Annotated in this window: 17 protein-coding genes and 4 pseudogenes; 10 read left to right on the top strand and 11 right to left on the bottom strand. The window is 71.4% G+C overall.

The genetic code is table 11. The annotated features are described in order from the left end of the window. The first annotated feature begins 88 nt into the window (after positions 1-88). A complete protein-coding gene (gene rox / locus J7E86_RS06825; protein WP_215080606.1) occupies positions 89-1516 on the top strand; it encodes a rifampin monooxygenase in 1428 nt (475 codons plus the stop codon). A 205-nt stretch (positions 1517-1721) separates the two neighbouring features. On the opposite strand, the gene J7E86_RS06820 is transcribed toward rox, so the two are convergent. Continuing rightward, positions 1722-2510, bottom strand: coding sequence for an aminotransferase class IV (locus J7E86_RS06820; protein WP_215080605.1), 789 nt, complete (start codon positions 2508-2510; stop codon positions 1722-1724). Positions 2511-2686: 176 nt separating this feature from the next. Here J7E86_RS06820 and J7E86_RS06815 point away from each other — a divergent pair, with 176 nt between their 5' ends. Next, a complete protein-coding gene (locus tag J7E86_RS06815) occupies positions 2687-3259 on the top strand; it encodes a TetR/AcrR family transcriptional regulator (protein ID WP_215080604.1) in 573 nt (190 codons plus the stop codon). Positions 3260-3320: 61 nt separating this feature from the next. Here the strand turns inward: J7E86_RS06815 and J7E86_RS06810 are convergent, their stop codons facing one another. Further along, positions 3321-4259 (bottom strand): MBL fold metallo-hydrolase, encoded by a 939-nt coding sequence (locus tag J7E86_RS06810; RefSeq protein ID WP_215080603.1) that lies wholly within the window; start codon positions 4257-4259, stop codon positions 3321-3323. A gap of 153 nt (positions 4260-4412) precedes the next feature. On the opposite strand from J7E86_RS06810, the gene J7E86_RS06805 reads away from it, so the two are divergent. After that, positions 4413-4622, top strand: coding sequence for a hypothetical protein (locus tag J7E86_RS06805; RefSeq protein ID WP_215080602.1), 210 nt, complete (start codon positions 4413-4415; stop codon positions 4620-4622). Beyond that, positions 4609-6000, top strand: coding sequence for an amidase (locus J7E86_RS06800; protein WP_215080601.1), 1392 nt, complete (start codon positions 4609-4611; stop codon positions 5998-6000). The genes J7E86_RS06805 and J7E86_RS06800 overlap by 14 nt, the downstream gene beginning before the upstream one ends. Positions 6001-6027: 27 nt before the next feature. Here J7E86_RS06800 and J7E86_RS06795 read toward each other — a convergent pair. After that, positions 6028-6600 (bottom strand): annotated as a pseudogene (locus J7E86_RS06795) (DUF6596 domain-containing protein); the annotation flags it as partial. On the opposite strand from J7E86_RS06795, the pseudogene J7E86_RS06790 reads away from it, so the two are divergent. Next, positions 6601-6837 (top strand): annotated as a pseudogene (locus tag J7E86_RS06790) (hypothetical protein); the annotation flags it as partial. A 1-nt stretch (position 6838) separates the two neighbouring features. On the opposite strand, the pseudogene J7E86_RS30845 reads toward J7E86_RS06790, so the two are convergent. Continuing rightward, a pseudogene (locus tag J7E86_RS30845) lies at positions 6839-7120 on the bottom strand (TetR family transcriptional regulator); the annotation flags it as partial. Positions 7121-7470: 350 nt separating this feature from the next. On the opposite strand from J7E86_RS30845, the gene J7E86_RS06785 reads away from it, so the two are divergent. Next, positions 7471-9432 carry an NUDIX hydrolase gene (locus J7E86_RS06785; protein ID WP_215080600.1) on the top strand — a complete coding sequence of 654 codons (1962 nt, stop codon included), beginning with the start codon at positions 7471-7473 and terminating at the stop codon, positions 9430-9432. Between the two features lie 1103 nt (positions 9433-10535). Continuing rightward, positions 10536-11267 carry a hypothetical protein gene (locus J7E86_RS06780; protein WP_215080599.1) on the top strand — a complete coding sequence of 244 codons (732 nt, stop codon included), beginning with the start codon at positions 10536-10538 and terminating at the stop codon, positions 11265-11267. A gap of 175 nt (positions 11268-11442) precedes the next feature. On the opposite strand, the gene J7E86_RS06775 is transcribed toward J7E86_RS06780, so the two are convergent. Both J7E86_RS06775 and J7E86_RS06770 read right to left on the bottom strand, forming a co-directional pair. Beyond that, a complete protein-coding gene (locus J7E86_RS06775; protein WP_308312499.1) occupies positions 11443-11802 on the bottom strand; it encodes an NUDIX domain-containing protein in 360 nt (119 codons plus the stop codon). 900 nt (positions 11803-12702) lie between these two features. Next, a complete protein-coding gene (locus tag J7E86_RS06770) occupies positions 12703-13821 on the bottom strand; it encodes an NAD(P)/FAD-dependent oxidoreductase (RefSeq protein ID WP_215080597.1) in 1119 nt (372 codons plus the stop codon). 52 nt (positions 13822-13873) lie between these two features. On the opposite strand from J7E86_RS06770, the gene J7E86_RS06765 reads away from it, so the two are divergent. Next, positions 13874-14566: a TetR/AcrR family transcriptional regulator gene (locus tag J7E86_RS06765; protein WP_215080596.1), complete on the top strand. Its 693-nt coding sequence runs from the start codon at positions 13874-13876 to the stop codon at positions 14564-14566. Between the two features lie 858 nt (positions 14567-15424). On the opposite strand, the gene J7E86_RS06760 is transcribed toward J7E86_RS06765, so the two are convergent. The 5 genes from J7E86_RS06760 to J7E86_RS31780 all read right to left on the bottom strand — a co-directional run bounded on the left by J7E86_RS06760 (position 15425) and on the right by J7E86_RS31780 (position 21736). Continuing rightward, on the bottom strand, positions 15425-16975 hold the full coding sequence (locus tag J7E86_RS06760) for an ABC transporter substrate-binding protein (RefSeq protein WP_215080595.1): 1551 nt from the start codon (positions 16973-16975) through the stop codon (positions 15425-15427). After that, positions 16972-19080: a hypothetical protein gene (locus tag J7E86_RS06755; RefSeq protein WP_215080594.1), complete on the bottom strand. Its 2109-nt coding sequence runs from the start codon at positions 19078-19080 to the stop codon at positions 16972-16974. Before J7E86_RS06755 ends, J7E86_RS06760 begins: the two co-directional genes overlap by 4 nt. Before the next feature lie 217 nt (positions 19081-19297). Beyond that, entirely contained in the window at positions 19298-20599 is a 1302-nt protein-coding gene (locus J7E86_RS06750) for a M48 family metallopeptidase (RefSeq protein ID WP_308312498.1), read from the bottom strand. A 127-nt stretch (positions 20600-20726) separates the two neighbouring features. After that, positions 20727-21281 carry a helix-turn-helix domain-containing protein gene (locus tag J7E86_RS31785; RefSeq protein WP_308312497.1) on the bottom strand — a complete coding sequence of 185 codons (555 nt, stop codon included), beginning with the start codon at positions 21279-21281 and terminating at the stop codon, positions 20727-20729. Further along, positions 21194-21736, bottom strand: coding sequence for a hypothetical protein (locus J7E86_RS31780; protein ID WP_308312496.1), 543 nt, complete (start codon positions 21734-21736; stop codon positions 21194-21196). The genes J7E86_RS31785 and J7E86_RS31780 overlap by 88 nt, the downstream gene beginning before the upstream one ends. Before the next feature lie 100 nt (positions 21737-21836). On the opposite strand from J7E86_RS31780, the gene J7E86_RS06740 reads away from it, so the two are divergent. Together J7E86_RS06740 and J7E86_RS06735 are read left to right on the top strand one after the other, a co-directional pair. Next, positions 21837-23129 carry an MFS transporter gene (locus tag J7E86_RS06740; RefSeq protein ID WP_215080592.1) on the top strand — a complete coding sequence of 431 codons (1293 nt, stop codon included), beginning with the start codon at positions 21837-21839 and terminating at the stop codon, positions 23127-23129. A 134-nt stretch (positions 23130-23263) separates the two neighbouring features. Then, positions 23264-23921, top strand: a pseudogene (locus J7E86_RS06735) (FUSC family protein); the annotation flags it as partial.

The raw sequence follows: 23921 nt of genomic DNA, 5'->3' as shown, positions 1-23921 counted from the left end.
GCACTCGGCGCGGAGACGCCACGGTGCGCGCCGCGCCGGACCGCGCGGAGGGGCTGGCCGAAGATCAATCTCTTGCATGGGGGAATTCATGATTGACGTGATCGTCGCCGGTGGTGGACCGACCGGCTTGATGCTGGCCAGTGAGTTGCGGCTGCACGGCCTGCGCGCGCTCGTGCTGGAGAAAGAGCCGGAGCCCACCAGGTATGCCCGCGCGCTCGGCCTGCACGCGCGCAGCGTCGAGGTGATGGACCAGCGCGGTCTGCTGGAGCGGTTCCTCGCGGTCGGCCGGCAGTTCAGGGTCGGCGGATTCTTCGCCGGCATCGACAAGCCGTGGCCGGACCAGCTGGACACCGCGCATGCGTACGTCCTGCATGTCCCGCAGACCACCACCGAGCGTCTGCTGACCGAGCACGCCACCGAACTCGGTGCCGAGATCCGGCGCGGCTGCGAAGTGGTCGGGCTGAGCCAGGACGAGGACGGGGCGACCGCCGAGCTGGCCGACGGCACGCAGCTGCGCTCGCGCTACCTCGTCGGGTGCGACGGCGGCCGCAGTACGGTGCGCAAGCTGCTCGGCGTCGGCTTCCCCGGCGAGCCCACCAGGGTCGACACGCTGCTGGGCGTGGTGGAGCTGACCGCGCCGCCGGAGACGGTGCACGCCGTGATGGCCGAAGTCCGCAAGACCCAACTGCGGTTCGGCGCCATGCCTCTGGGAGACGGGGTGTACCGCGTCGTCGCGCCCGCCGCAGGGGTGGCGGAGGACCGCACGGTCCCGCCGACCCTGGACGAGCTGAAGCAGCAGATGCGGACGGTCGCCGGCACCGACTTCGGCGTGCACTCGCCGCGCTGGCTCTCCCGGTTCGGCGACGCCACCCGGCAGGCCGAGCGCTACCGGACCGGCCGGGTGCTGCTGGCCGGCGACGCGGCGCACATCCACCCGCCGATCGGCGGGCAGGGCCTCAACCTCGGTATCCAGGACGCGTTCAACCTCGGCTGGAAACTGGCCGCCGAGGTGGCAGGCTGGGCGCCGGAGGGGCTGCTGGACAGCTACCACACCGAACGGCACCCGGTAGCCGCCGACGTGCTGGACAACGCCCGCGCGCAGATGGAGCTGATGTCCCTCGAGCCGGGCCCCCGGTCAGTGCGCCGGCTGGTGGCGGAACTGATGGACTTCGAGGACGTGAACCGGTACCTGATCGAGAAGATCATCGCGATCGGGGTGCGCTACGACTTCGGCGAGGGGCATGAACTGCTCGGCCGGCGGATGCGGGACGTGGGGCTGAAGCAGGGGCGCCTCTACGAGCTGATGCACGGCGGCCGCGGGCTGCTGCTCGACCAGACCGGCCGGCTGTCGGTGGCGGGCTGGGCGGATCGGGTCGACCACGTCGTCGACGCCAGCGAGGAACTGGACGTGCCTGCCGTGCTGCTGCGGCCGGACGGCCACGTGGCGTGGGTCGGTGAGGATCAGCGGGATCTGCTCGACCGGCTGCCGAAGTGGTTCGGCGCTGCCGTCAGCTGAGCACGCGGTGGTGGGTGCACATGGGCGGGCAGGCCCGGTCGTACACGGCAGGTGCGTTGGGCCGCCCGTGAGTCGTACGGAACGGCCCGCCCTGCCCGTGCACTTGACGCGCTTGCCGCCTACTGCGGTGCGCCGGCGCTGAGGGTGGTGTCCGGGACGCAGATGATCCGAGCGGATCCGGCCCGTGGCGCCGCGGTCGGATCGGTCAGATCACATCCCACGGTGCGGCTTCGTACACCCGCTTCAGCATCCCCACGGGTTCCGCATCCAGCGGGAACCGCACGTCGTCGATCAGCGCGACAGGGGAGATGCCGACGGAGTTGCAGACGAACGCCGCGTCGAAGCGCGAGACTTCGTCGAGCCGTACCGGCTGCTGCCGCCACGGCACGCCCGCCCGGTCCAGCTCCCGTCGCAGGACCAGCATGGTGATGCCGTCCAGCGCGGGGGCCGAGGGCCAGACCACCGTGTCGCCTTCGAGGAAGCCCACGTTGGTGATGGCGCCCTCGGCCACCGCGCCGTCGGGCTCCACCAGCAGCGCCTCGTCGAAGCCCTCCGCCTTCACCCGCCTCAGGTGGTACGCCTGCCCGAAGACGCCCACGTGCTTGAGGTGGGCGGCGGGCCGCACGTACGGGACGCTGCGCAGCCTCTGCGGGCCGGGGCCGGGCACTGCGGGGCGCAGGATCACCGTGGTGACGGTCCTGTCGCCCGGCTCCGGTGCGTATACATACACCCGCGCCGATACGTCGCGCACTCCCGTCTCGCCCAGGGCACGCCGGATCCGGTCACGGACCAGTCCGCCGTCCAGGCCCTCGCCGAAGAGTTCCTTGGTGGCCGTGTCCAGCCGGGTGAGGTGCAAGTCCAGCCCGCGCACCCGGCCGTCCCGGATCTGCATGGCGGTCATGTGCCCGTAGCCGCCCATCAGCGCGAGGAACAGCGGATCGGCATCGACGGCACGGCCGTCGACCTCGACGTACGGGGTGGAAAGATCGTTCATGCCCGCCACCGTACGCCGCGGGCCAGGGCGTCACCCACACCGCGGGCTCGTTCGGCGTGCGGCCCCACGCACGAACCCGGCCGCGTCGCGTGCCACCCGGTTGAGCCACACCGCCCCCCACTAAAGCAGCGCATTCGCCTTAACGTGATGCAAGTAATTTGCTTTAGGCTGCTTCCATGAGCCGAAAAGCGATGGTCCGCCCGGGGGGCCGCAGCGCACGGGTCCAGCAGGCGGTCCACACCGCCGTACGGGAACTCGAAGCCAAGGCGGGACGTCCGGCGCTGACGATTCCGCTGGTCGCGGCCCGGGCCGGCGTCACCCCCTCGACGATCTACCGCCGCTGGGGCGACCTGCAGGAACTGCTCTCCGACGTCGCCGTCGAGCACCTGCGGCCCGACGCTCCGCCGGAGGACCACGGACAGCTGCTGAAGGACCTGCGGAGCTGGGCCGAGCAGTTCCTGGAGGAAATGGCCTCTCCCACGGGGCGGGCGTACATCCGCGACGCCCTGCTGGGGGACCCCGACGGTGACAACGCGGGGCAGTGCTCGGCCTACGCGGCGGAGCAGGTCGGCATCATGCTCGCCCGCGCCGCGGACCGCGGCGAGGACGCCCCGGACGTCGAAACGCTGATCGACCGGGTCGTGGCACCGATGATGTACCGCATCCTGTTCCGCCCCGGCGACCTCACCGACGCGTACGCACACCGCCTCGTGCAGGAGGCCGTGGAGGGCTTCGGCGTGACCCGCTGAGCTGCCGCGAACACCGGGCGGCGTTTCGGTCGGCGGCGGGCGGGCCGTGGCGTGTCCGCCTTCACGAAGGCCGGACCTCAGCGGGCACGGCGGGCACCGGTTCGAGCCGGTAGGCGCCTCCATGGGCGACCACGCGACCGGCGGTCGGCGACGGGAAGTGCGTGCCGAGGGCGAGGGCGCCGGTGTCGGCGAGCCAGGCGAGCAACGTGCGGCGGGTCGCCTCGGCCTGCACGGGGTCGATGTCGACGCAGCTGCCGATTCCCGGATGCGCCAGTTGTACGGGGTGATGGACGGCGTCCCCGGTGATGAGGGCCGCCGCGCCCGCACTGCTCACACGAACGGCGATCTGACCGGGGGTGTGCCCCGGGGCGGGCACCAGGCGCAGCCCGTCGGCCACGTCGACCCCTTCGTCCGGTACGTCGACCAGTTCGAGCAGGCCCGCCTCCTCGATCGGCAGGACGGAATCGCGGAACATGCCGCGCCGCGCCTCATCCATGTCGTACGCGGCCCAGAAGTCGTACTCCGCCTTCGCCGTGAGGTAACGGGCGTTGGGGAACGTCGGCACCCACGCGCCGTCGACTTCCCGGGTGTTCCATCCGACGTGGTCGGTGTGCAGATGGGTGAGCACCACCAGGTCGACGTCCTCGGGGGTGAATCCGGCGTCCGCGAGGCGCGCGAGGTAGTCGGTGCGGAGGTTGTGCCACGCCGGGTTCGCCCTCGTCTTGCCGTTGCCGATCCCGGTGTCGACAAGGACGCGCAGTCCGTCCACGACCAGCGCGAAGCTGTGGCTGTCGAGGTGCAGGACGCCGTCCGGGCCGGCGAAGTCGGGCCGCAGCCAGTCCTGTTCGGTGACCACCTCCGCGGTGGCGGCCGGCAGCAGCCACGGCCCGGTCTGCGGCGGCAGGGGGATCTCGTCGATGCGGTGGACCGTGATGTCGCCGACGGTCCAGCGGGCGGTGGCGTCGTACGGGGCCGGCTCGATGAGCTCTGCGGTGCGCATGCGCGTACTTCCTTCGTCCGGAAAGGGCCGACAAACAGCAAACGCTATTGGTTCGCTTTAAGCGACCGTAGGCTCTATCGCCCAGCTAACGCAACCTGTTAGCTTTAAGGCGGCGGTGATCGTTCCGCCGCCCACCGTGAAGGAAGGCAGCACATGTCCGCCGCAGACCTCACTCCGCCCGAAGCCGCCCGCTGGGCCGCACGATCCGGGCTTTCGCTGGCACAGGATCGCCGCGCGGGAGTGGCAGCCACCGCCGATCACATCCATTCCGTCGTCTCGGTCCTGCGCGAGCTGGACTTCGGGGACACGCCGCCGTCCGCGGCGTACCGCGCCGGAGGGGAGCGACACGATGCAGCCGTATGAACTGACCGTGGCCGAAGCGGCCGGGGCCGTACGCACCCGGCAGGTTTCGCCGGTCGAACTGGTGGACTCGGTGCTGAAGCGCATCGAGCAGATCGAGCCACGCCTGCGGGCCTTCACCACGGTGACGGCGGACCGTGCGCGGAAGGCGGCGCGGCAGGCGGAGGCCGAGATCGCCGGTGCCATGCCCCGAGGGCCTCTGCACGGCATACCCGCCGGGCTGAAGGACCTCATCGATGTGGCCGGGATGGCCACCACGGCGAGCTCACGGGTGCGGACGGGGCACCGGGCGGAGACGGACAGCACCGTCGCCGCGCGACTCGCCGCCGCCGGCGCGGCGTTCGTGGGCAAGACCCACACACACGAATTCGCCTACGGCCTGACCACCCCGCAGACCGGCAACGCCTGGGACCCGGGCCGGGTGGCCGGCGGATCCAGCGGCGGTTCGGCCGTCGCCGTGGCCGCGGGAGCAGCCACCTTCGCCCTGGGGACCGACACCGGGGGATCGATCCGGGTGCCCGCCTCGCTGAACGGAGTCGTCGGACTGAAGCCGACGTACGGGCTGGTGCCGCGGTACGGCGTGACCTCGCTGGCCTGGTCACTCGACCATGTGGGCCCCCTCACCCGCACGGTGGAGGACGCGGCGCTGGTGCTGGCCGCCCTGGTCGGACACGACCCGCGCGACCCGGCGTCCGTCGCGGCTCCGGCCGTCGACTACCGGCCGGGCGCCGGCACGGATCTGACGGGGCTGCGGGTCGGGGTGCCGGGCAACTACTACTTCGACCGGGTGGACCCCGAGGTCGAGACCTTCGTTCGCCGGGCGATCGGCCGGCTGGAGGAGCTCGGCGCCCGGCTCGTCGAGGTCGAGATCCCGATGACGCGCTACATCCAGGCGACGCAGTGGGGCCTGATGGTGCCCGAGGCCTCCGCCTACCACGAGCGGACGCTGCGGGCGGTGCCCGACCTGTACGCGGCCGACGTCCGCGTCCTCCTGGAGGCGGGCGAGCTCATGACCGCGGGCGACTACCTTCGGGCCCAGCGCGCCCGCACCCTCATGCGGCAATCCTGGCTGGAGATGCTGGAAGCGGTCGACGTGATCGCCGCACCGACCGTGCCGCTCACCGCTGTGAAGGCCGACCAGTCCGCGGTGACCTGGGGCGACGGCAGCGTGGAAAGCGTCTCCGACGCGTACGTGCGGCTGTCGGCCCCGGCCAACATCACCGGCGTTCCCTCGCTGACCGTGCCGGTCGGCCGGGACTCGGCGGGCATGCCGATCGGCATGCAGCTCATGGGGAAGCCCTTCGGCGAAGCCACGGTACTGCGCGCGGGACACGCCTACGAACTGACGGGCACCGCCCGCGGCCTGGCCCCGGCCGCGTAGCGAACGCTCCAGTCCGAGCGTGCCCCTTCAGCGACTTAGCCGGGCGTTGAGCCGGGCGGCTTGGCGCGTCAGGTGGTCGCGCTCGGCGATGTTGGGGGCCTTGTGCGCCGCCTCGGCGTACAGCCGCGCCGCTGTCGCCAGGTCGCCGTCGCGCTCGTGGAGGTACGCCGCCACCGCGGCGTGGCGGGGCATGGGGTATCCCCTGCTCGAAGAGCTTGGGGAGGACTCGTCCAGCGGCGCAAGCGCCGCCAGGCCGGCGCGCGGTCCGTCGGCCTCGCCGACGGCCACCGCGCGGTTGAGCCGGACGACCGGGCTGTCCGTCAGGCGCGCGAGCTCGTCGTACCACTCGACGATCTGTACCCAGTCGGTCTCCTCGGCGGTGGGCGCGTCGACGTGGAGTGCCGCGATGGCGGCCTGGGCCTGGAACTCGCCCAGCCGGTCGCGGGCGAGGGCCGCCTGCAGGATCTGGCCGCCCTCGGCGATCGACTCGGTGTCCCATCGGCCGCGGTCCTGCTCGGCGAGCGGCACCAGGCTGCCGTCGGGCGCGGTCCGGGTGGCGCGCCGGGCGTGGTGGAGCAGCATGAGGGCGAGCAGTCCTGACCCACCGGACCCGACCGGCCTCCGCACCGCCAGGCCGAAGTCGTCGAGACCGTGGTGCGGGTCATCGCCATCCACGCCGAGGAACTCCGCCTGAGCGGCTACACCCACTTCGCACTGCGCGACGCCGACAGCGCGAACACGGGACTGTTCCACCGGTTCGGCCTCACCACCGACGACTACGCCCCCAAGCCGGCCTTCGACACCTTGCGCACGCTTGTCGACCGGTTCGGCGACTGAGGGTACGACCCTCGACATCCGCGACGCCTCGCGCGGCCAGGAAGTCGCGTACGGCATCCAACGCCTCGCGCCGCCGCGCCGCGTTCTCGCGCGGCACGAGAATCTCCCGGAGCTCGGGATGGCGCGCGCTCTCCACGGCGCACGCGTAACGCGCGAGGGAGCGCCGTCGCCCGTCTCCCACGGGCCGTCGCTCCACGAGGGAGGCGATCCCGGCCACCAGTTCATCGGCACTCCTCGGCACCGGCATCGTCTCCCCCGCCGTCCGGAGCTCCTCCTGGCCGAGCCTTGGACGTCCTCGGCGTCGGGGAAGAGGTACGCGGCCTCAGCCAAGGTCAGTAGATGTTCCATAGCGCTTGAAGGTCGCCGTGGCGCAGCGTGTCGAGACGGTTGCTGGAGCTGCTCCTCGGCTTCTGTGTCGCCGGCGTCGGCTCGCTTGATGAAGGATCCGAGTGTGTGCAGGTCGCGTATTCGCGTGAGTACCGTGAAACCGGGCCAGGCGCTCAGGTCGTAACCGTAGGCTCGGGTGAACTCGTTGAGCTCTTGTACTGATCGTCCGAACCGGGCGCCTTGGAAGGTGTTGGCCAGGTCGGGTTCCCGGGGCCCGTGTGCACCGTCGTCCACCGGGGAGGTTCGATGACCTTGTCCGCCTCCGGCATCCCGCCCGAGGACCCGGACTTCGCGCGCTACTTGCGAGGCCTTCCCGCGCCGCTGGTCGCAGTCGACGCGCTCGTACGGGATGAAAGCGGCCGGCTGCTGATCGTCGAGCCGACGTACAAGCCGGGCTGGGACATCGTCGGCGGCTTCGTGGAGCACGAGGGCCTGCTGACGGCGCTCGCCCGGGAGGCGGAGGAGGAGCTGGGGCTGCGGGGGCTGCGGATCGGCCGGCTGCTGGCCGTGGACGACCTGACCCCCTTTGCCGGATCCGGCAGGCCCGTCCTGGTGTTCCTCTTCGCCGCCCGCCTGGAGGAGCCCGTTCGGGCCGGTGGCCTGGTGTTGCAGCGAGCGGAGATCCGGGCGGCCGAGTTCGTGCCGGAGGAGACAGCGCTGGCACGGTTTCCGGAGCCGCTGCGGCTACGGGTTCTCGCTGCGCTGGAGGCCGAACGCGGTGCGCACACCGCCTACCTTCGCGACGGCCAACCCTTGCCCGCCTCGGGCCGGGACTATTACGCGACGCTGCCTTCGCCCATGGTGGCCGCCACCGCGCTGATCACCGATGAGCAGGGGCAGGTCCTGGTGCTGGAACACACCTACCAGCACAGCGACGGCAGCCCCTACGGGCTGCCGGGTGGCATGGTGCTGGCTCACGAGAGCGCGGCACAGGGCGCGGCGCGGGAGATCGACGAGGAGCTCGGCCTGGGTGAGGTGCCGGTCGGCCGGCTGCTGGCGGTCGACAGCGCGGGGACGAACATTCACGGCCGGGCCCTGGAAGTACAGGTCTTCGCTGTCGGTCCCCTCTCCCCGCAGCAGGTGGAGGGCATGCGGTTCACCGACGGGGAGGTGCGCGCTGTGCACTGGCTGATGCCCGAGGAGGCGCTGGTGCGGCTGCCCGAGCGGGCGGGGCTGCGGGTGATGGCCGGCTTGCGCGCGCTGGCGGCCGGAGGGGTCGCACATCTGGACCACGGTGTGGCGCAGATCGGCTCCCCGGTCGGTATCCCGGCCGCCCGCCGGGCGGAACTCGAAGCCCGCCCCGGGGGTGTGGCCCCGAGGGATCACATCGCGATGCGGCCCAAGAATGTGGCCACCGCGATGGTGCTCTTCACCGACCGCCGCGGGCGGGTGCTGATCGTCAAGCCCGTCCACCGGTCGGCCGCCCGATGGATCATGCCGGGCGGGGGCGTCGACAGCGACGCGGGAGAGAGTCCCCGTCAGGCGGCCGCCCGCGAGGTGCGTGAAGAGCTCGGACTGGACTGTGCGATCGGGCCGCTGCTGGCCATCGACTGGAGCAGCGCTCACCCAGCCCCGGCCGAAGTTGTCTACGCCTACGACGGCGGAGTGCTGGAGGAGGCTGACATCGCGGCGATCCGTCTGCCGCCGCACGAATGGGAACAGTGCCAGTTCATGGCGGCGGAGGAATTGCCAGGGGTACTGCTGGAGAGGCTTCTCCCGCGTGTGCAGACGTGTCTGGCAATCCGCGAAGCGCACGCGGGCGGAGTCGAGCTCATCAACGGACGGCCACTGGCCGAGGGAGCGGTCGCCATCATCCACCGGCGGGTCGACGGTGCACTGTTGCTGCACGAGCGCGATGAGCACGCCCCGGACTGGCCTGAGTACTGGTCTCTGCTCGGCTGCGGAGCGGAGCCCGGGGAGTTGTCGTACGAGGCGTTGCGCCGGGAGCTGTGGGAGGAGGCCCGCTTGCCGGTGCCCGGGGAGGCGGAGTTTGTCGAGCGGGTCTGGGACCGTGACGGCTCCCAGCAGCTCATCAGCATCTTCGCCATCCCCTACGACGGCCGCGTCGAGGATCTGCGCATTGGCGAGGGGCGTCAGCTGCGATTTGTCGACCCAGCCGATCTCGACGGGTACCGGACGCCGCCGTACTTGCGCGCCGCCCTGGACCGCTGGCTCACCGGCCGTCGCTCACCACACAGCCCGGCATGACGGTTGGGCGGCCCTGGAGCGCGGTGACACCCGCGTCGCCCTGGTCCTGCCCGTCGACCGGCCTCCCGCCCGTCTCGCCGAAAAGCCGGCCGGCTCTCACGGCGCCGAGCTCCGGTTCCTCAACGAGGTGGATCACACCGGCCCAGGTGGATCACACCGACCCAGGGGAACTTGCCGGTCGCATGGAACGCACGGATTCTCCAGCGGCCTGCGGGTACAGCAATCCGCGCCTGCTCCGGCAAGCGCGTGCTGTCGGGGTAGGGCGTTGCAGGCCCAGGGGAACGAGTATGTGAGCGAGCGCACAGGTCACCGGAGGCACCGCCTGCGGCTGCCTGGGCTGCCATGCTGCCCCCTCCGTGCTGATTGAGCGGCACGTGCCACCGCCCCCGCCCCACACCCTCCCATCCAGCACTGACACATCCGGCAGGAAGCCTCTCGTCCGCTCGCCAGCGTGGACGTCAGCAGCCATGACGTCCGCCTGCCGTCGGCCAGGCGAGCGGCCAGGCGAGCGGCCAGGCGAGCGGCCAGGCGAGCGGCCAGGCGGACGGGGTGCACCCGGCAGGGTCGAAGTTGGCCTGCCCGGTGCTGTCGCCAGGGAGATCGGTATCGGCGCGAACCGGACGGTGTCCTTGTATAGCTGCGCAACACCCCGGCGGCGGGCCGTTCCGCCTCGTGCAAGAACAGGTCGCCGAACACGGTCGGGCTCCGAGACCGCAGCCCGGCAACCGGCATTCCCGCCGCGGCACCGACGCTGGCACAGCCTTGGTGCGCACTTCCTCAGGGCATTCGCGGCCGGCGGTGCGCCACGGGTCCTCGCCCAACCGCCAGCCGAAGCCACAGGGCCGCCATGTGGTGCGCGACCAGGAGCAGTCCTCGCGCTGCTCGTCCAGGACTACGGCGTAGGGACGGCTGCCGCCTTCTGGCCGCCGACCGCCTTCGGCGATGGCGCCTGCGTGGAGTGCGGGCATCGGGTGGCCTGTCTGGTTCGGTTCGTTGGCGGTGTTCGGTTGGTGATCAGTAGGTTGGTGTCAGTGAAGTTTTGGTGGGGAAAGGGTGGGGCTGTGGTGAGAGGTAAGGCAGGACGGCTGGCCGTACTGGGTGCGGTGGGGGCGACGCTGACGCTGACCGCTTGCGAAAGCGGGGCCCAGAGCGCGGATGCGGATAAGGCGCGCGCGAACGCTGAGCTGCTGTCGCGGTCCCTTCAGCTGTTCAAGGATGCGCCGTCGGTCCAGGTCTCGACCAAGGCCGCGGTGGCCATGGGAGGGCGTGTCGAGATCTCCGTGGACCGCGAAAACAACTGCCGTGTCGTTGCCCAGAACGAGCTCTTCCGTGTCCTTGTCGACCACGGCGGTCGTACCTGGATGAGCTGGAGTGACACCTACCTGGACGCGGGTGCCAGCCCGGAGGGTGCGCAGCTGTACAAGGAGTTGCACGGCAAATGGCTGGAGCTGAGCCATGACGGCAAGATCCGCAAAAGCATGGTTGAGACGTGTGCCCTGGCTGCCGTGCACGAAATCGCCGACAAAATGACGGCACCGGGCAAGGGGGCGTTCCGCGACGCCGAGGTCACTGAGCAGGGTGAGCGTCTCATCCCTCTTCGCCAGGGCGAACGGGGCAACTCGGTGACGGTCTACGCCAAGGCCGACGGGAAGCCCTACGCCCGCAAGATAGTGGTGGACATGCCCACGGTCGCCCCTGAACCGGTCGACTTCCAGTTCCACGCTTACGGCGAGCCGGCCTCAGTCAAGCCGCCGAAGGCCACGGAGACCGTGCACTCGGCGCGCATCGAAGCCCTGGCAGAGAGGAACCTCGCGGCCGGCCTGTCTCACAGCTGAACCGATCCTTCGACGGCTGGGCCGGCTTCTCGGGGCAAGGGGCAGTGCGGCGTTCCGCTGCCCAGTCCTGCGCCCCTGCACGCGAAGGCGGGTGCAGCCGGGTGTGCTGCTCACCGCTCGAGCGGTTGATCCGGGGAGTCAAGCCAGACATGCTGACATACGGGTCCCAAGTGAATTACCTCGTTGGCGCAGGTGCGGGTCCGTTACCCGCGCCGCCGGGCCACATCCGCCCGGCCACCGCGCCCTTCATCCACTCCTGCACCGCGAGCCGGTCCGTCCATTCGGCCTGAAGGTCCACAGTCGGCGGCGCCGCCCACGTGAGCGCGGAGCAGCGATCGGGCTCACGGTTGGACGGCGTGCCGTCCCACTCCTTGGTGTGGAAGTACCAGCCGATCACGGGCGGGCCGTCGTCGTAGACCTTGTTGAGCACGTACGTCGCGTTCAGCCCCCGGACCCGGACTCCGATCTCTTCCTCGGCCTCACTGGCGGCGGCCTCCGCCATCAGCTCGCCTGGATCGACGACACGGCACCGCACGGACCTGTCCACCCTGACCCCGGACGACCTGAACGACTACCGCGAGCGCCTCACCGTGGTCTATCCCCGGTCCTCCGACCGCCGGACACTCGCCCGCGGCGTCGTCCGCATTCTCTGGCGCTGGCGGTCCCACCTCGATGAACACGCACTGTCCTTCGACCCGCACCACCTTCAAGGGTGGGCGAGTCAAAGGCAGTCCGCCACTGCGAGAACGCCACTGACCGGCTCCCCGAGGAAGCCGTGGGGCCCCTCTTGGGTTGGGCCGTGAAGTTCATCGACGAGTTCGCTCCCGACGTCCTGGCCGCTGACGGCCACTGGCGGGCCACCCGCACCGACATCTTCCGGCAGCCGGACGACATCGCGGACATCGGGCTCCACGTCCGCGCACTTATGGACACCTCGCCCGCACTCTGCGATGCGACCGAACCAGCGTTGACCGGCACGTCGACGTCCTGGCCGCGACCGCCGAGATCGTCGGCATCGGCACCGACAGCGACAGGCTCATCGCCAGGAACGCGAAGCTCCGCCGCCGCAACCAAGAGCTGGCCTCCGAGCTGGCCCTCGCAACGGCCCAACTCCAACCCCCCGCCCTGACCAACGAACGACTTCGAGAGGCTCTGGAGAGCGCTTCCAAGATCACGAGCATCCACGGCAAGAGGCCCCATCGCTGAGCCAATGACTCTGACGAGAGGTGATGGGAAACGGCCTCGCTGTCGGAGTCGGGTCGGCCCGCGAGGAGGATCGGGCCGGATTTTGGCGGTAGCGGGCTGAGGGCTGCGTTCGGTGCAGGCGTCCGTGCGTTCGCCTAACAGTGGTTTTGCCGGAAGGGACCGAAGCGGTCCCGTACTGTCCCGTGAAGCCGTGGCGAGCTGTTGGTGCTGGTGCTCTCGCGCTTGGCGGTCAGGATGGCTGGACTTGGTCGAAGAGGGCGAGGGCTTCGGCGGGGTCCGGGCTCACGAGGCGTTCCAGACCGGCCGTCGTGATCTTCGCCCACCTGCCGGCCCGCGCCCACATCTGTTCCTCGAAGGCGCGGACGGCCTCGTCCAGATCCCCAGGGCCGGTGGCGATGGACTCGGCGAGTTCGGCGCCTTCCAGCATCGCGAGGTTCGCGCCCGCCCCCAATGGGGGCATCAGGTGGGCGGCGTCGCCCAGTAGCGTCACCCCGGGGACGTGGGTCCAGGTGTGGGACACGGGCAGGACGTAGAGGGGGCGGTGGACGAAAGCGGTGCCGTGGCGGAGGAGCTCGAGGACGGGAGCGGCCCAGCCGTCGAACAGAGCCAGCAGGCTTGATCGCACGGCCTCGACGTCGGCCAGATCCAGGTTCGTGTGCCAGTCCAGCGGCGCGCGGAACTGCGCGTACACCTTGACGTGGCCGCCGCTGTTGCGCTGGGCGACGAGAGCTCGGTTCACGCCGTACACAGCCACGGAACCGTCGCCGATCAACCGGGCGAGGTCAGGGTGGCGGGTGTCGACGTCGTCGAGGGAGGTCTCGACATAGGTGACGCCGGTGTAGTGCGGTGTCGCCGACGAGACCGCCGGGCGGATCCGGGACCAGGCGCCGTCCGCGCCGACCACGAGGTCGAACGTCTCCTGCCGCCCGTCCGCGAAGTGGACCAGTACGCCATCCCGGGTCCCCGGCACCACCTGCGTCACGCCCCGACCCCACTGGACGTCGAGAGGGCCGAGCAGCAGGTCACGGAGTTGCCCGCGGTCGATCTCGGGATTGGCCCGGTCATCCGGCCGGGGTTGCCAGTCGCGCAGGACGGTCCCGGCCGTGTCCAGGATGCGCATGGCCTGCCCTTCGGGACGGGACAGCGCCTGGAACTCCGCCAGCAGCCCCGCCTTGTCCAGAGCAAGCTGGCCCAGCCCTTCCTGCAGGTCCAGCGTGCCGCCCGGGGGGCGGGTGTCGGGGGCGGGATCGCGTTCGAGGACGGTGACGGGGTGGTCATGGCGGTGCAGGACGCGGGCGAAGGTAAGGCCGGCAGGACCGCTCCCGACCACTGCGATGCGGTGTCTCATATCGATACACTGTATTGCTCGATACGGTGCATCACAACGGTACGGTGTCAGCATGACTGTGTGGGACCGGCCGGAGCCGCCGACTCGCCCCTTGCCGCTCGACCGCGAGCGGATCGTCGCCGCCGCCATCGCGCTGGCCGACGAGGGCGGGCTGGAGGCAGTGTCGTTGCGCAAGGTCGCGGCCCGCCTAGACGCCGGTCCGATGCGGCTGTACAGATACATCTCCACCAAGGAGGAGCTGTTCGACCTCATGGTGGACGAGGTCCAGGCCGAGATTCTCCCCGAGGAGCAGCCCGGTGACTGGCGGGAGGCGCTGCGCGCCCTCGCCCATCGCACCAGGCAGGCCGCTCTCCGTCACGAATGGCTGGCCGACCTGCTCGGCGGCCGCCCGGCCCTGGGCCCGAACGGCCTCGCCGTGACCGAGGCCACGCTGGCCGCCCTCGACGGCCTCACCGATGTCGACACCGTCATGCGCGCCGTGGAGACTGTCAGCGCCTACTTCATTGGCGCGATCAGGCGCGAGATCGCAAACCTGCGGGCCGAGCGCGCCACGGGCCTGTCCAAGCACGACTGGCAGCGCGCCCACGGCCCGCATGTGACGAGCATGTTGGCCACGGGCCGCTTCCCGGCGCTGACCAAGGCCGTGTACGACGGCACGGACGTGGACGCCGAGACATCCTTCGCGACCGGCCTGGACTGGGTCCTCGACGCCGTGGCCGCCAAACTCACCCGGCCGCGGGCGTGACGCTCAGCTCTTGCCGAACCCCGCCAACCGCACCAGGGCCGCCGTCACCGAACCGTCGTCAACCCCGCCGGGCTACCGCCAAAATCCGGCCCGATCCGCCTCGCGGGCCGGTCGGGAAAGCGGTCAATGGTCAGTGAGGAAGGCACCGAGGTCCTGCCCGTCGCCCGTACGAAGACAAAGGCGGTGTTCATGGGCGTACGAGGCGGACGCGTACCTGCGCTCCGGCGAGTACGATCAGGCCGCGGCCGCCGCCACCCAGGCGCTCACCATGGCGAATCGCGTCGGCGCCCAGCGCTGTGTCGAGCTGGTCCACGGGCTCGTGGCCGGTCTTGGCACAGCGACTCGGCTGATGGCCAAGTCTGTCCGGACTGCCATACGCAGCGCCGATCTCCTCGCCTCGGTACGTGCGGCAGCAGCCGTCGCCGGCGCTGTCGCCGCCCTCCTCTATGCGCGGGTGCCCTGCACGTCCGCAACTCATACATGAGTGCCGAGGACGGAGGCGCTGACAGCGCCCCCGTGCTGCCGTGCCGCAGCCACGGCTGAAAGGGCTGCCGCAGGCTTCGGACTCGGCGCCGCCGCACTCGGCATCGGTCGGTGATCCGCGTCTCGCGGAACAGGAGCTGGCCGAGCAGGAGCGGCCCGTTCGCGCCGAAGCTGTCGAAGCCGACTCCCCGGCAGCTGAAGGACGCGGAATCCTGTGCCGGGGTGAGGGACAGGCACGCGACCACGTGTGACAGGTGCCGGCGCGGGCCGCGCCCGGCGCGAGGTCGGGCTCGATCCGCTCGGTGATCCGGAGGCACTCCCGCGGAAATGGCCTCCCCGGCAGTCATCGGCATCCCCGCGGTCCGGCCGCCGGAGTCAGCCCGCCCTGCCTGTACGGATCGAGCAGTTGGCGTCCGGGGGGCGCCCCTCGGGCCAGGCGAGCCGGTCGAAGGCGGCCGTTTTGGTGGCGGGGTCGAGGTGCACGATGGGTACGGCCTTGTTGTACGGATTGCCGTACTGGTCGAGGCAGATCCACCCGCTGGCACCGTTGACGCGGTTGGCTCCGTGGAGCCGGAGCCAGCTGTTGGTCACCTCGGCGAGGGTGGGCAGGGACACGCTGCCGACGGTGTCGTTGCGGATGCCCGTGATGGCGGTGGTGAGGGAGTCGTAGGTGATGATGGTGCGCGAGTCCAAGAGCGAGGTCGGGCCGATCCCGGTGGCCGAGGTGTTGCCGAACTTCTTCGCGAGGGAGGCGAGTTCCTTGAACGAGGCCTTGGATCCGCCCGGTGTCTCCGGCCCGTCAGCGGCCCAGGCGTCCGGATGGGCGAGTCCGGCGTAGCGCACGGTGATCCCGGCGCCGGCGGTCAGCGCGCCCCACTTGTCCTTGAACTGGCTGTCCACGGTAAGGGTGGAGGCGTGAGAGCCGCTGATGACGGTGTAGTGCTTGGTGCAGTTGCGCTTGCCCAGTTCGACGAGGAACTGGCGCAACTGGACGGGCCGGCCCACGAAGTAGATGTTCTTGGCATCGGAGGAGCAGATGTCCGGCACCATCCGGTGGAAGTCGTTGGAGAGGTTGCCCTCGTCGTTGAAGTCGGGAGGTGACCGGAAGGTCTCGGGGGCGTTCGGTGCTCCCTCGGCGAGCTTCTCGAAGGTCTGGCGCAGGGTCGCGAGGTAATTGTCGTCCTCGCGAATGTCCTCGACCACCATGGTCTCGGCGGGCTTGATATCCGATCCGAAGGAGACGAGGGCCGCGGCCTGGTCCGAATTGCTGGGCGCGACCCGGGCCAGACCGGGATAGTCACGTGGGCGGTCGGCGGTGTTCATGATGTCGTCGGCGGTCATGGCCGCGGCGACGACGGGAATGCCCTTGTCCTTGGTGAGGAAGGAAATGGCCTGCTGGGTCTCCTTGAGGCTGATGTTGATGCCCGCCACCGCCCGCAGGTTCTCGGACTTCGAGACCGCGGCGTCGGCGAGCTGCCTGGCGACCGGCTCCCAGAAAACGTAATTGCGTCCGGGATTGGCAAGGAGCAGCCGGATGGGCGGCCGCTGCCCGTTGCTCTCGTGGTTGGCGCGGTACTGGGCGAGATAGGCGCCCTGGACCTGCTCGGTGAATTCCCGCTGTTCGGCCTGGTTGTCCGAGATCATCGGGATCATCAGGGCTACGGTGACGGGCGACTTGCCGGCCACACTGTCGTTCTCGGTCTTGATCCGCCTGGAGACCTGGTCCAGGGGGCCGGCGTAGGAGAACCTGCCGTCGGTGACCCCCGTGCATTCTCCCTTGGTGCCCCGCTTCTCGACACCGTCGGAGCATGACGGCTCGTCGATGATCAGCAGTATGACGAGGAGGTAGATGCCGAGTCCCAGGAGCACGACGAGGGCGCCGGTGGCCAGGGCACGGTAGAGCCTTCCTTCGGGCCAGACCTTCATGAGCCGGACTCTCCGTAGGTGGGCAGGGACGGCGCCTGGGCCCAGTCGTGCAGCTCCTGGGGCCATTCCCGGTGGGCGCGGTAGAGGATCTGCTGAGCCAGGGGACCGCTGTGCTGGGCCAGGGTGAGCAATTGCAGGCCGATGCTGTCGATCGTGGCGGCCTCGGGGATCGCGAGTGGCCGGGACAGCTGCCACAGCTGGTTCACGAGGAGGCCGACCGCTTGGTGGACGGGATCCTGGGCGGATGCGCAGCCGGGACATGGGGCGCTTCCAGGAGGCGCTGCCGGCAGCGTGGGCGGTGGATGCGGCGCGGCGCAGACGAGGTTCACCGCAGTGAGCCATGCCGGGGCGTCCTGTTCCGTGAACCGTTGATGCAGGGCGCGTACGACCAGGTCCCTCTCGCCAAGGGCGAGGGAGTGGTGCAGGTACCGGCTGTCGGGAGGGCCGGCCGTGCCGCCCCGGTCGTCCGGGGCGTAGAGGGCCCTCAGCTGCAGGTGGATGTTCTTCCACGGTTCGGCACGGGCGACCCGGCCCGTGCGACTGCGCAGCTCGTGCAGCAGCAGGCGCCGTAGGACGGGGTTGCCGACGAACGGCCCGTCGATGCCGGGCCAGGGCAGCCGGCTCCACTGGTTCTCGCGCAGGTGGGCGCTGGTCTCCTGGACGGGTACGCCACCGGGATCCCGCGGCGGGTAGTAGGCGCTGAGCCGGTGCGCGGCCGTATCGTCGAGGGCCGGCGCGAAATAGACGAGCCGGTCGCGGGAGACCGCGTCGGGGGCCAGCCATTCCAGGAGCGCCGTGGTCACCGTGTGTCCGGGGTGGGCAGGGGCCGGGAGGTCGAGCAGGGTGGCGAGAGAGGAGTCGTCCCGCAGGCGGACGCGGGGCGTGACGGCGCCGACGAGAGCGTGGGCGATGCCTGCCCGGCCGCCGCTGAGCCGCAGGATCAACCGAGCCGTACCGAGCGGTGGGTGGTCCCTTCCGAACATGGCCTTGACGTCGTCGGAATCCAGCCGCGTGAGCGGCAGGCCGACCGTCCACTGGGATGCCGTATCCGGGCGGTTCTCCCGCCAGAGGGAGTCGGTCCCCCTCCGTGCCGCGGGTATGATCCCGCCGCTCGCCGGGGCCTCCTCCAACGCGGTGGCGATGACGGCCGGCCGCATCTTCCGGCGGGGACCGGTCTCCTCGTGCCACGCCCGCACCAACTCGTCCAGGAACACCTGGCCGAGAGGGCTGTGGACGTTGTCCAGGAGGAGCAGCGGGCGCGGCACACCGTTGGCCGTCCGGAGGAAACCGTAGTGTTCCGCGATGTCGGCGAGCAGGGCCGCGATCAGGTGCCGCTCGGCGAGCCGGCGGTCCTCGGCGTCTCCGCGGAACCTCAGAGCCAGTTCGGTCAGCTGATCGTGGGCCCCGCCCTGGTTGGTCACGTGCCGGGCGGCCCACCATGCCAAGCCGCCCTGGTGCGCACGGGCGCTGAACAGCTCGGCGGCGACGATCCGCAGCAGCGCCTGCACCATCTCGCCCACCGCCGAGGGCAGACCCGTCAGCGGGACGGCTGCCTGAACCACCTCTTTCACCCAGGCAGCGGCCTTGTCCTTGCGCGCTTGCTGGTCCGGCTGACTCGCCCGGAGCAGTTCCGCGAGCCGGCGTGTGGCCGCCGTCAGCTCCGCGGGCCGCACGGCCTGCCCGGCGTCCTCGCCGCCCCCGGCCTCCCAGCTGCTGACCGCGAGAAGCCCCTGTGTCAGTCGTGGGAAGGACATCTGCCTGTCGAAGTGCGCGGGTTTCCTGCTCAACCGGTCGTTGAGGTAGAAGAGCAGGTCGGACGTGCGGGAGGCGTTGGCCGTACGGTCCTGGGCCAGGGCGGCCAGCCCCGGCTGCCCGAAATCACTCGCGGCGAGGTCGGCGTGTGCCTGCGGGATACGCTGCGCGTACTGCTCCGAAAGCGCCGCCAGGACGGCGCTCTTGCCCGTACCGCGTCCGCCGCCGCAGACCACCAGCCGCGGATGGCTCCGGCGTGGCGGATGGATGCGTCCCCGGCCGTCGGGCCTGATCCCGACCAGCGAAGGCACCACTGCCTCGAATAAATCCGCCCGCCCGTACAGTCTCGGCATCGATCCCCCCAGTCACCCGGACCGACACTGCGTAGCCGGGTTGGAAGGAGGATAGAAGTCACAACCGACCCGCGCATGCCATACGGCGTTTGCCGTACCTCCGGGTTATCCGTTCGTGACCGTAGGTGTCACAGGAGAGGTCGGTTCACGACCGTTTGACGGCCGGCGGCACGGGGAGAGCGCGCCGGGTGCCCGGCTGCCGGCCGCCCCGGTCGGCTCAACCCGCGTACTCCCTGACCACTCGACGGGCCAGCGCGGCCTCGGCGGGGGCCAGTTCCGCGGCCGTCGCCGCCACGCGGCGATCGCCGTACGTGATCTTCACCGGATACGGGTCTCCCGCGAGCAGGCAGTGGCGGCGCAGGTGGGTCGGCGGGTGCGTGCTGTCCACGCTGTGGCCGCGGCGTGCGCCGGCCCGGCGCAGCCGCTCCACCTCTCGTTCCGGCACGGCGTCGGCGTGGGCGGCCACTCGCTCCCACAGCTCCCGCTCCGCCTGCTCCCGTACCTCGCGCCCGCCCCGGCCACCCCTCATCGAGGCGGCTGCCGAGACGCGCCTCAGCTCCGATTGGACCGTACGGGCGAGGAGCAGCCGGTCCATCAGGCCGACGGCTGCCTCCGTTGACCCGACCACGGCGGCATCGGCGTCGGCCAGGTACTCGGCCCGCTGCGAAGAGCGCAGGGACAGATGGTCCAGCAGCAGGAGCAGCCCCTGGACCGCCCGGCGGGGCAGAAAGGTCACGCCGTTCACGAACCAGTCCACCGGCCCTCGCGCGGGGGTCGGCGCCAGCGCGTAGTGCCAGGTCGACAGCGAGCGCAGCGCCTCGCCGGTGATGGCACCGTACCGGATGTCCCCGTGGGCGAAGTGCCCGAGTTCGTGCCCCAGGAGCGCCACTCTTTCCTGTGGCGACAGGACGCGCCAGATCCCCAGGCCGAGCGTCAGCACCCGCCGCCGGCGAAAGCCGTACGTCGTCACTGACGCGTTGAAGTCCTCATCGACCAGCACCGCGTGCACCCCGGCCGTCCCGACACCGGCCGCGACCTCGTCGATCAGGCCGAACAGCCCCGGCGCGTCGGCCCGGTACAGCACCGGGGTGTTCTTCCGCAGCCGTGCCGGCCGCGGGAACAGAACCGCGGCCATCACCAGCGCTACGACACCGATCAGGGGTTGCACCACGGTGCTCCACCCGAGCACGACCAGCAGCACCCCGGCGACCGTCAGGGCCACGGTCATCCCGTGCACCAGCAGCGCCAGAGCAACCGCCGCGACCGTCGCCGCGTCCCGCCGCGGCCGGCCAAGGCCGCCCCGCCGGCCCATCTCGTCCGCCAACTGCTCCCCGTACCGCCGCGCGAGAGCCCGCCGCACGGCCGCGACCCGTCCGGGCCGCGGGTCGACGGGGTTGGGGTCCACATTCCAGTCGCACGACCCGCACCAGTCGACGTACCGTTCGTCGACGGGTATCGCGCTGCCGCACTCCGGGCAGGCGCGAGCGGCCTCTCTTCGCTCCGCATGGTCTGTACGCACATCACTTGCCTGTTCCATGGGCCCCTCCCCACGCGGCCGATCTGGCCCGCGACTCGGGCAGGATAGACGGCTGGTGGATCACCCTGGACACAGACCCGTACAGGGGGTGCGACGACGCGCAGGCCGCTCAGCAGGAAGCCGGGCCGGGTCGGCCCGGGTCACGCTCGGCCGCGTTGAGCAGGACCTCGGCGGCCTCGGCGCGCCGGTACAGAACCTGGCGGCCGGCCCGGGCGGCGGCGACCAGTCCCGCGGCGCGCAGCGCGCCGAGGTGCTGGGAGACGCCCCCCGCCGTGATCCCGGTCCGGCGGGCCAGCTCCGCGGTGGCCGCCGGGGCGTCCAGCTCGGTCAGCAGCCGGGCCCGGGAGCGCCCCAGCACCGCCGCCAGCGCCTGTGCGGGCTCGCGTTCGCGCCGCTCCCAGAGGGTGGCCACCCCGCGCGGCGGGTAGCGCAGGGTCGGCTGGCGGTGGGGGACCGTCACCGAGAACAGCCGCGGCCAGACGAATGCCGAGGGGATCAGCAGCAGTCCGCGCCCGCCCAGCCGGCGCCCGCCGCCCCCGTAGCGGTGCTCGACCGAGAGTCGCCCACCGGACCAACTCACCCGAGGGTCCAGGTCGGTGGAGAGCTGCTGGATGCCGCCCTGGGCGAGCAGCCGGGCCCGGTGGAGAACATCCGCCTCCAGCAAGGCGCGCAGGCGCGGCCAGTGGGGCGCCAGCGCGAGCTCCCAGTACGCCGCCACGGTGTCGCCAGCTGGGCCAGTTCGGCCTCCGGGTCCTGGCGCAGCGCCTCGACCCGCTCGGTGCGCGGCGCCCGTGGCCCGTCCAGCTCGGCCCGGACCTGCTCGGGCGGAGTGGCGCGCAGCGCCGCCAGCTCCACCCCGAGATCCGGCACCGAGGAGGTCGGCGGTGGTGCCACGAAGACCGGGATCGTCAACGGCCCCTCCGGCACCAGGTCTGCGAGCAGCCGCCAGTCCAGCCGGGCGGCTGCCAGCCGGGGGCGGACCGCCGCCAGCCATGGCCGGTGCAGCGGATGCTCGTCCGGCCGCCGCAGCACCCGGACGCCGGCCACCACCTCCCAGAGCGGGGAGACGGCGAACCGGGTGTGGGCCAGGTCGCGGGCGGCGAACTCCAACTCCAGCACGGGGCAGGCTCTCTTCGGTGGGTGGCGGGCGGGGCCCGTCAATTGAGCTCAGCCCAAATCCATGGCCGGGGGTCGGCGGCCGCGGCCAGGCTTGTGCGCCATGACCACCGACCTACGGGCCAGCCTGCCCGCCCTCACTGCCTCCCCCGATTCGGATTTCCGGCTGCTCCTCGCCGCCGCCGCTGTCAGCAAGCTCGGCACCGCGGTCAGCTCGCTCGCGCTGCCCCTGGTCGCGGCGCTCGCGCTGCACTGCTCGGCCGGCCAGGTGGGTCTGCTGGCGATGCTGAGCACGGCCGCCTTCCTGCTGATCGGGCTGCCGGCCGGCGCCTGGGTGGACCGGCTGCCGAAGCGGCCGGTGATGACAGCCGCCGACCTGGCCCGGGCCGTGCTCTTCGGCTCGGTCCCGGCGGCCTGGCTGCTCGGCTGCCTGACCTTCACCCAACTCGCCCTGGTGGCGCTGCTCACGGGGGCGGCGACCGTCTTCTTCGACGTGGCCGCGCTGAGCAACCTGCCGGCGGTGGTGGGCCGGGCCGGCCTCACCCGGGCCAACGCGCGCCTGGTCACGGTGGACGCGGTCGCCCAGGTCGGCGGGCGCCGGGCGGGCGGCTTCCTGGTGGCGCTGGTGTCGGCGCCCGTGGCGGTGCTGCTGGACGCGGTCAGCTACCTGGGCTCGGCCGCACTGCTGCTACGGATCCGCCGTCCGGAGCCGGTGGTCTCCCCCAAGCCGGCCGACGGTACAGGGCGGGGGTTGGCGGGCGAGGTGCGGGACGGGCTGCGCTTCGTGCTGGGCAACCCGCTGCTACGCCCGATCGCGCTGGCCGGCGCCTGCACCAACCTGTCCATCCAGCTCTGCCAGACCGTGCTCCCGGTGCTCTTCGCCCGCACCCTGCACCTGCCCGCCGACGTGCTCGGCCTCTTCTTCGCGCTCGGCGGGGTGGGCGTCTTCCTCGGCTCGTTGCTCGCCCGCCCGCTGGCCCGCCGACTCGGCGCGGGTCGGGTGCTCTGGCTGATGGGCCTGGCGGTCGCGCCACTCGGCGTCCTGGTGGCACTGGCCGACCGTGGCCCGCTGCTCTGGTGCGCCGCCGGGGCCTGGCTGCTGATCACGCTCAAGGTCGGCATCGACAATGTGATCCAGGTGAGCTTTCGTCAGCATGCCACCCCCGACCACCTGCTCGGCCGGATGAACGCCACCATGCGCTTCCTGCTCACCGGCGCGCTCACCCTCGGCGCCGCCCTGGCCGGCCTGCTGGCCACCGTCGTGTCCCTCCGCGCCGCCCTCTGGGCCGGTGCGCTGGGCCTGGCCCTGGTCTGGGTCCCGATCTACCACTCACCGCTGCGCGGCATGCGCGACCTGCCGGGGCCGGCGGACGGACGCCGGATCCGGATGCGGTGAGTTCCCGCCGCGGGCATGCGAGGGGGCTTTCGGCCGCTCCTCGGCCGGCGTCGGCCCGTTCCCGGCTACGGCCGTCCGGCTGACATATCGGTCGGTATGCGGTGGCCGCCGACGTGCGGCCCGATGCTGGAAGCATGGGCGCCGAACGTGACGGAGGCGCTGGCCGCGGCTCCGCGAACGCGGCGCAGCGTGCGGTCCGTACCACTCTCGCCGCGTGTGCCGGGTTCTTCGTGTGCCTGTACGGGCTGGACCGGCCCGTCGCCGCGACGTACGCCCTGTTCGCGGTGGTGTCGATGGCGGCTCTTGCTCACATCCCCGGCACCGGGCGTCAGCGGGCGGCTGCACTGGTCAAGGGGGCGCCTGTGGTCTGGGTGCTGGTGACGGCCGGCACCTACCTCGCGGTGTGGACCTGGAGCGCCGTGGCCGGCATGCTGCTGATCGGCTTCTCGCTGGCCTTCGTGGCGGTCGCCGGACCCCGGGCGGCGGGCGCCGCTCCGGGACTGCAACTCCTCTACATCCTGCCGTGCTTCCCGCCCTACGCACTGGACACCCTCGGCGAACGGCTCGCGGGGGCGACCTTCGGCCTCGCGCTGCTGATCCTCGCCGAGACCTTCCTGCTGCCCGAGCGGCGCGGCCCCTCCTATCGGCGGCTGGCCACCGAGGCCGCCGACACCGCCGCCCGCTGTGCGGCCGAGCTGGGCCGCGCACCGTACACACTGTCCGCCGCCGGGGCGGCGGCCGCCCGGGCGGCCGGCGAGTCGCTGCGGCCCTTCCGGGTCGCCGAGGCCGAAC

The organism is Streptomyces sp. ISL-11, from assembly GCF_018614525.1.
In the GTDB taxonomy this organism is placed as follows: Bacteria; Actinomycetota; Actinomycetes; order Streptomycetales; family Streptomycetaceae; genus Streptomyces.
The sequence above is the reverse complement of the archived record's forward strand: the minus strand, read 5'-3'. Positions and strand labels throughout refer to the sequence as shown.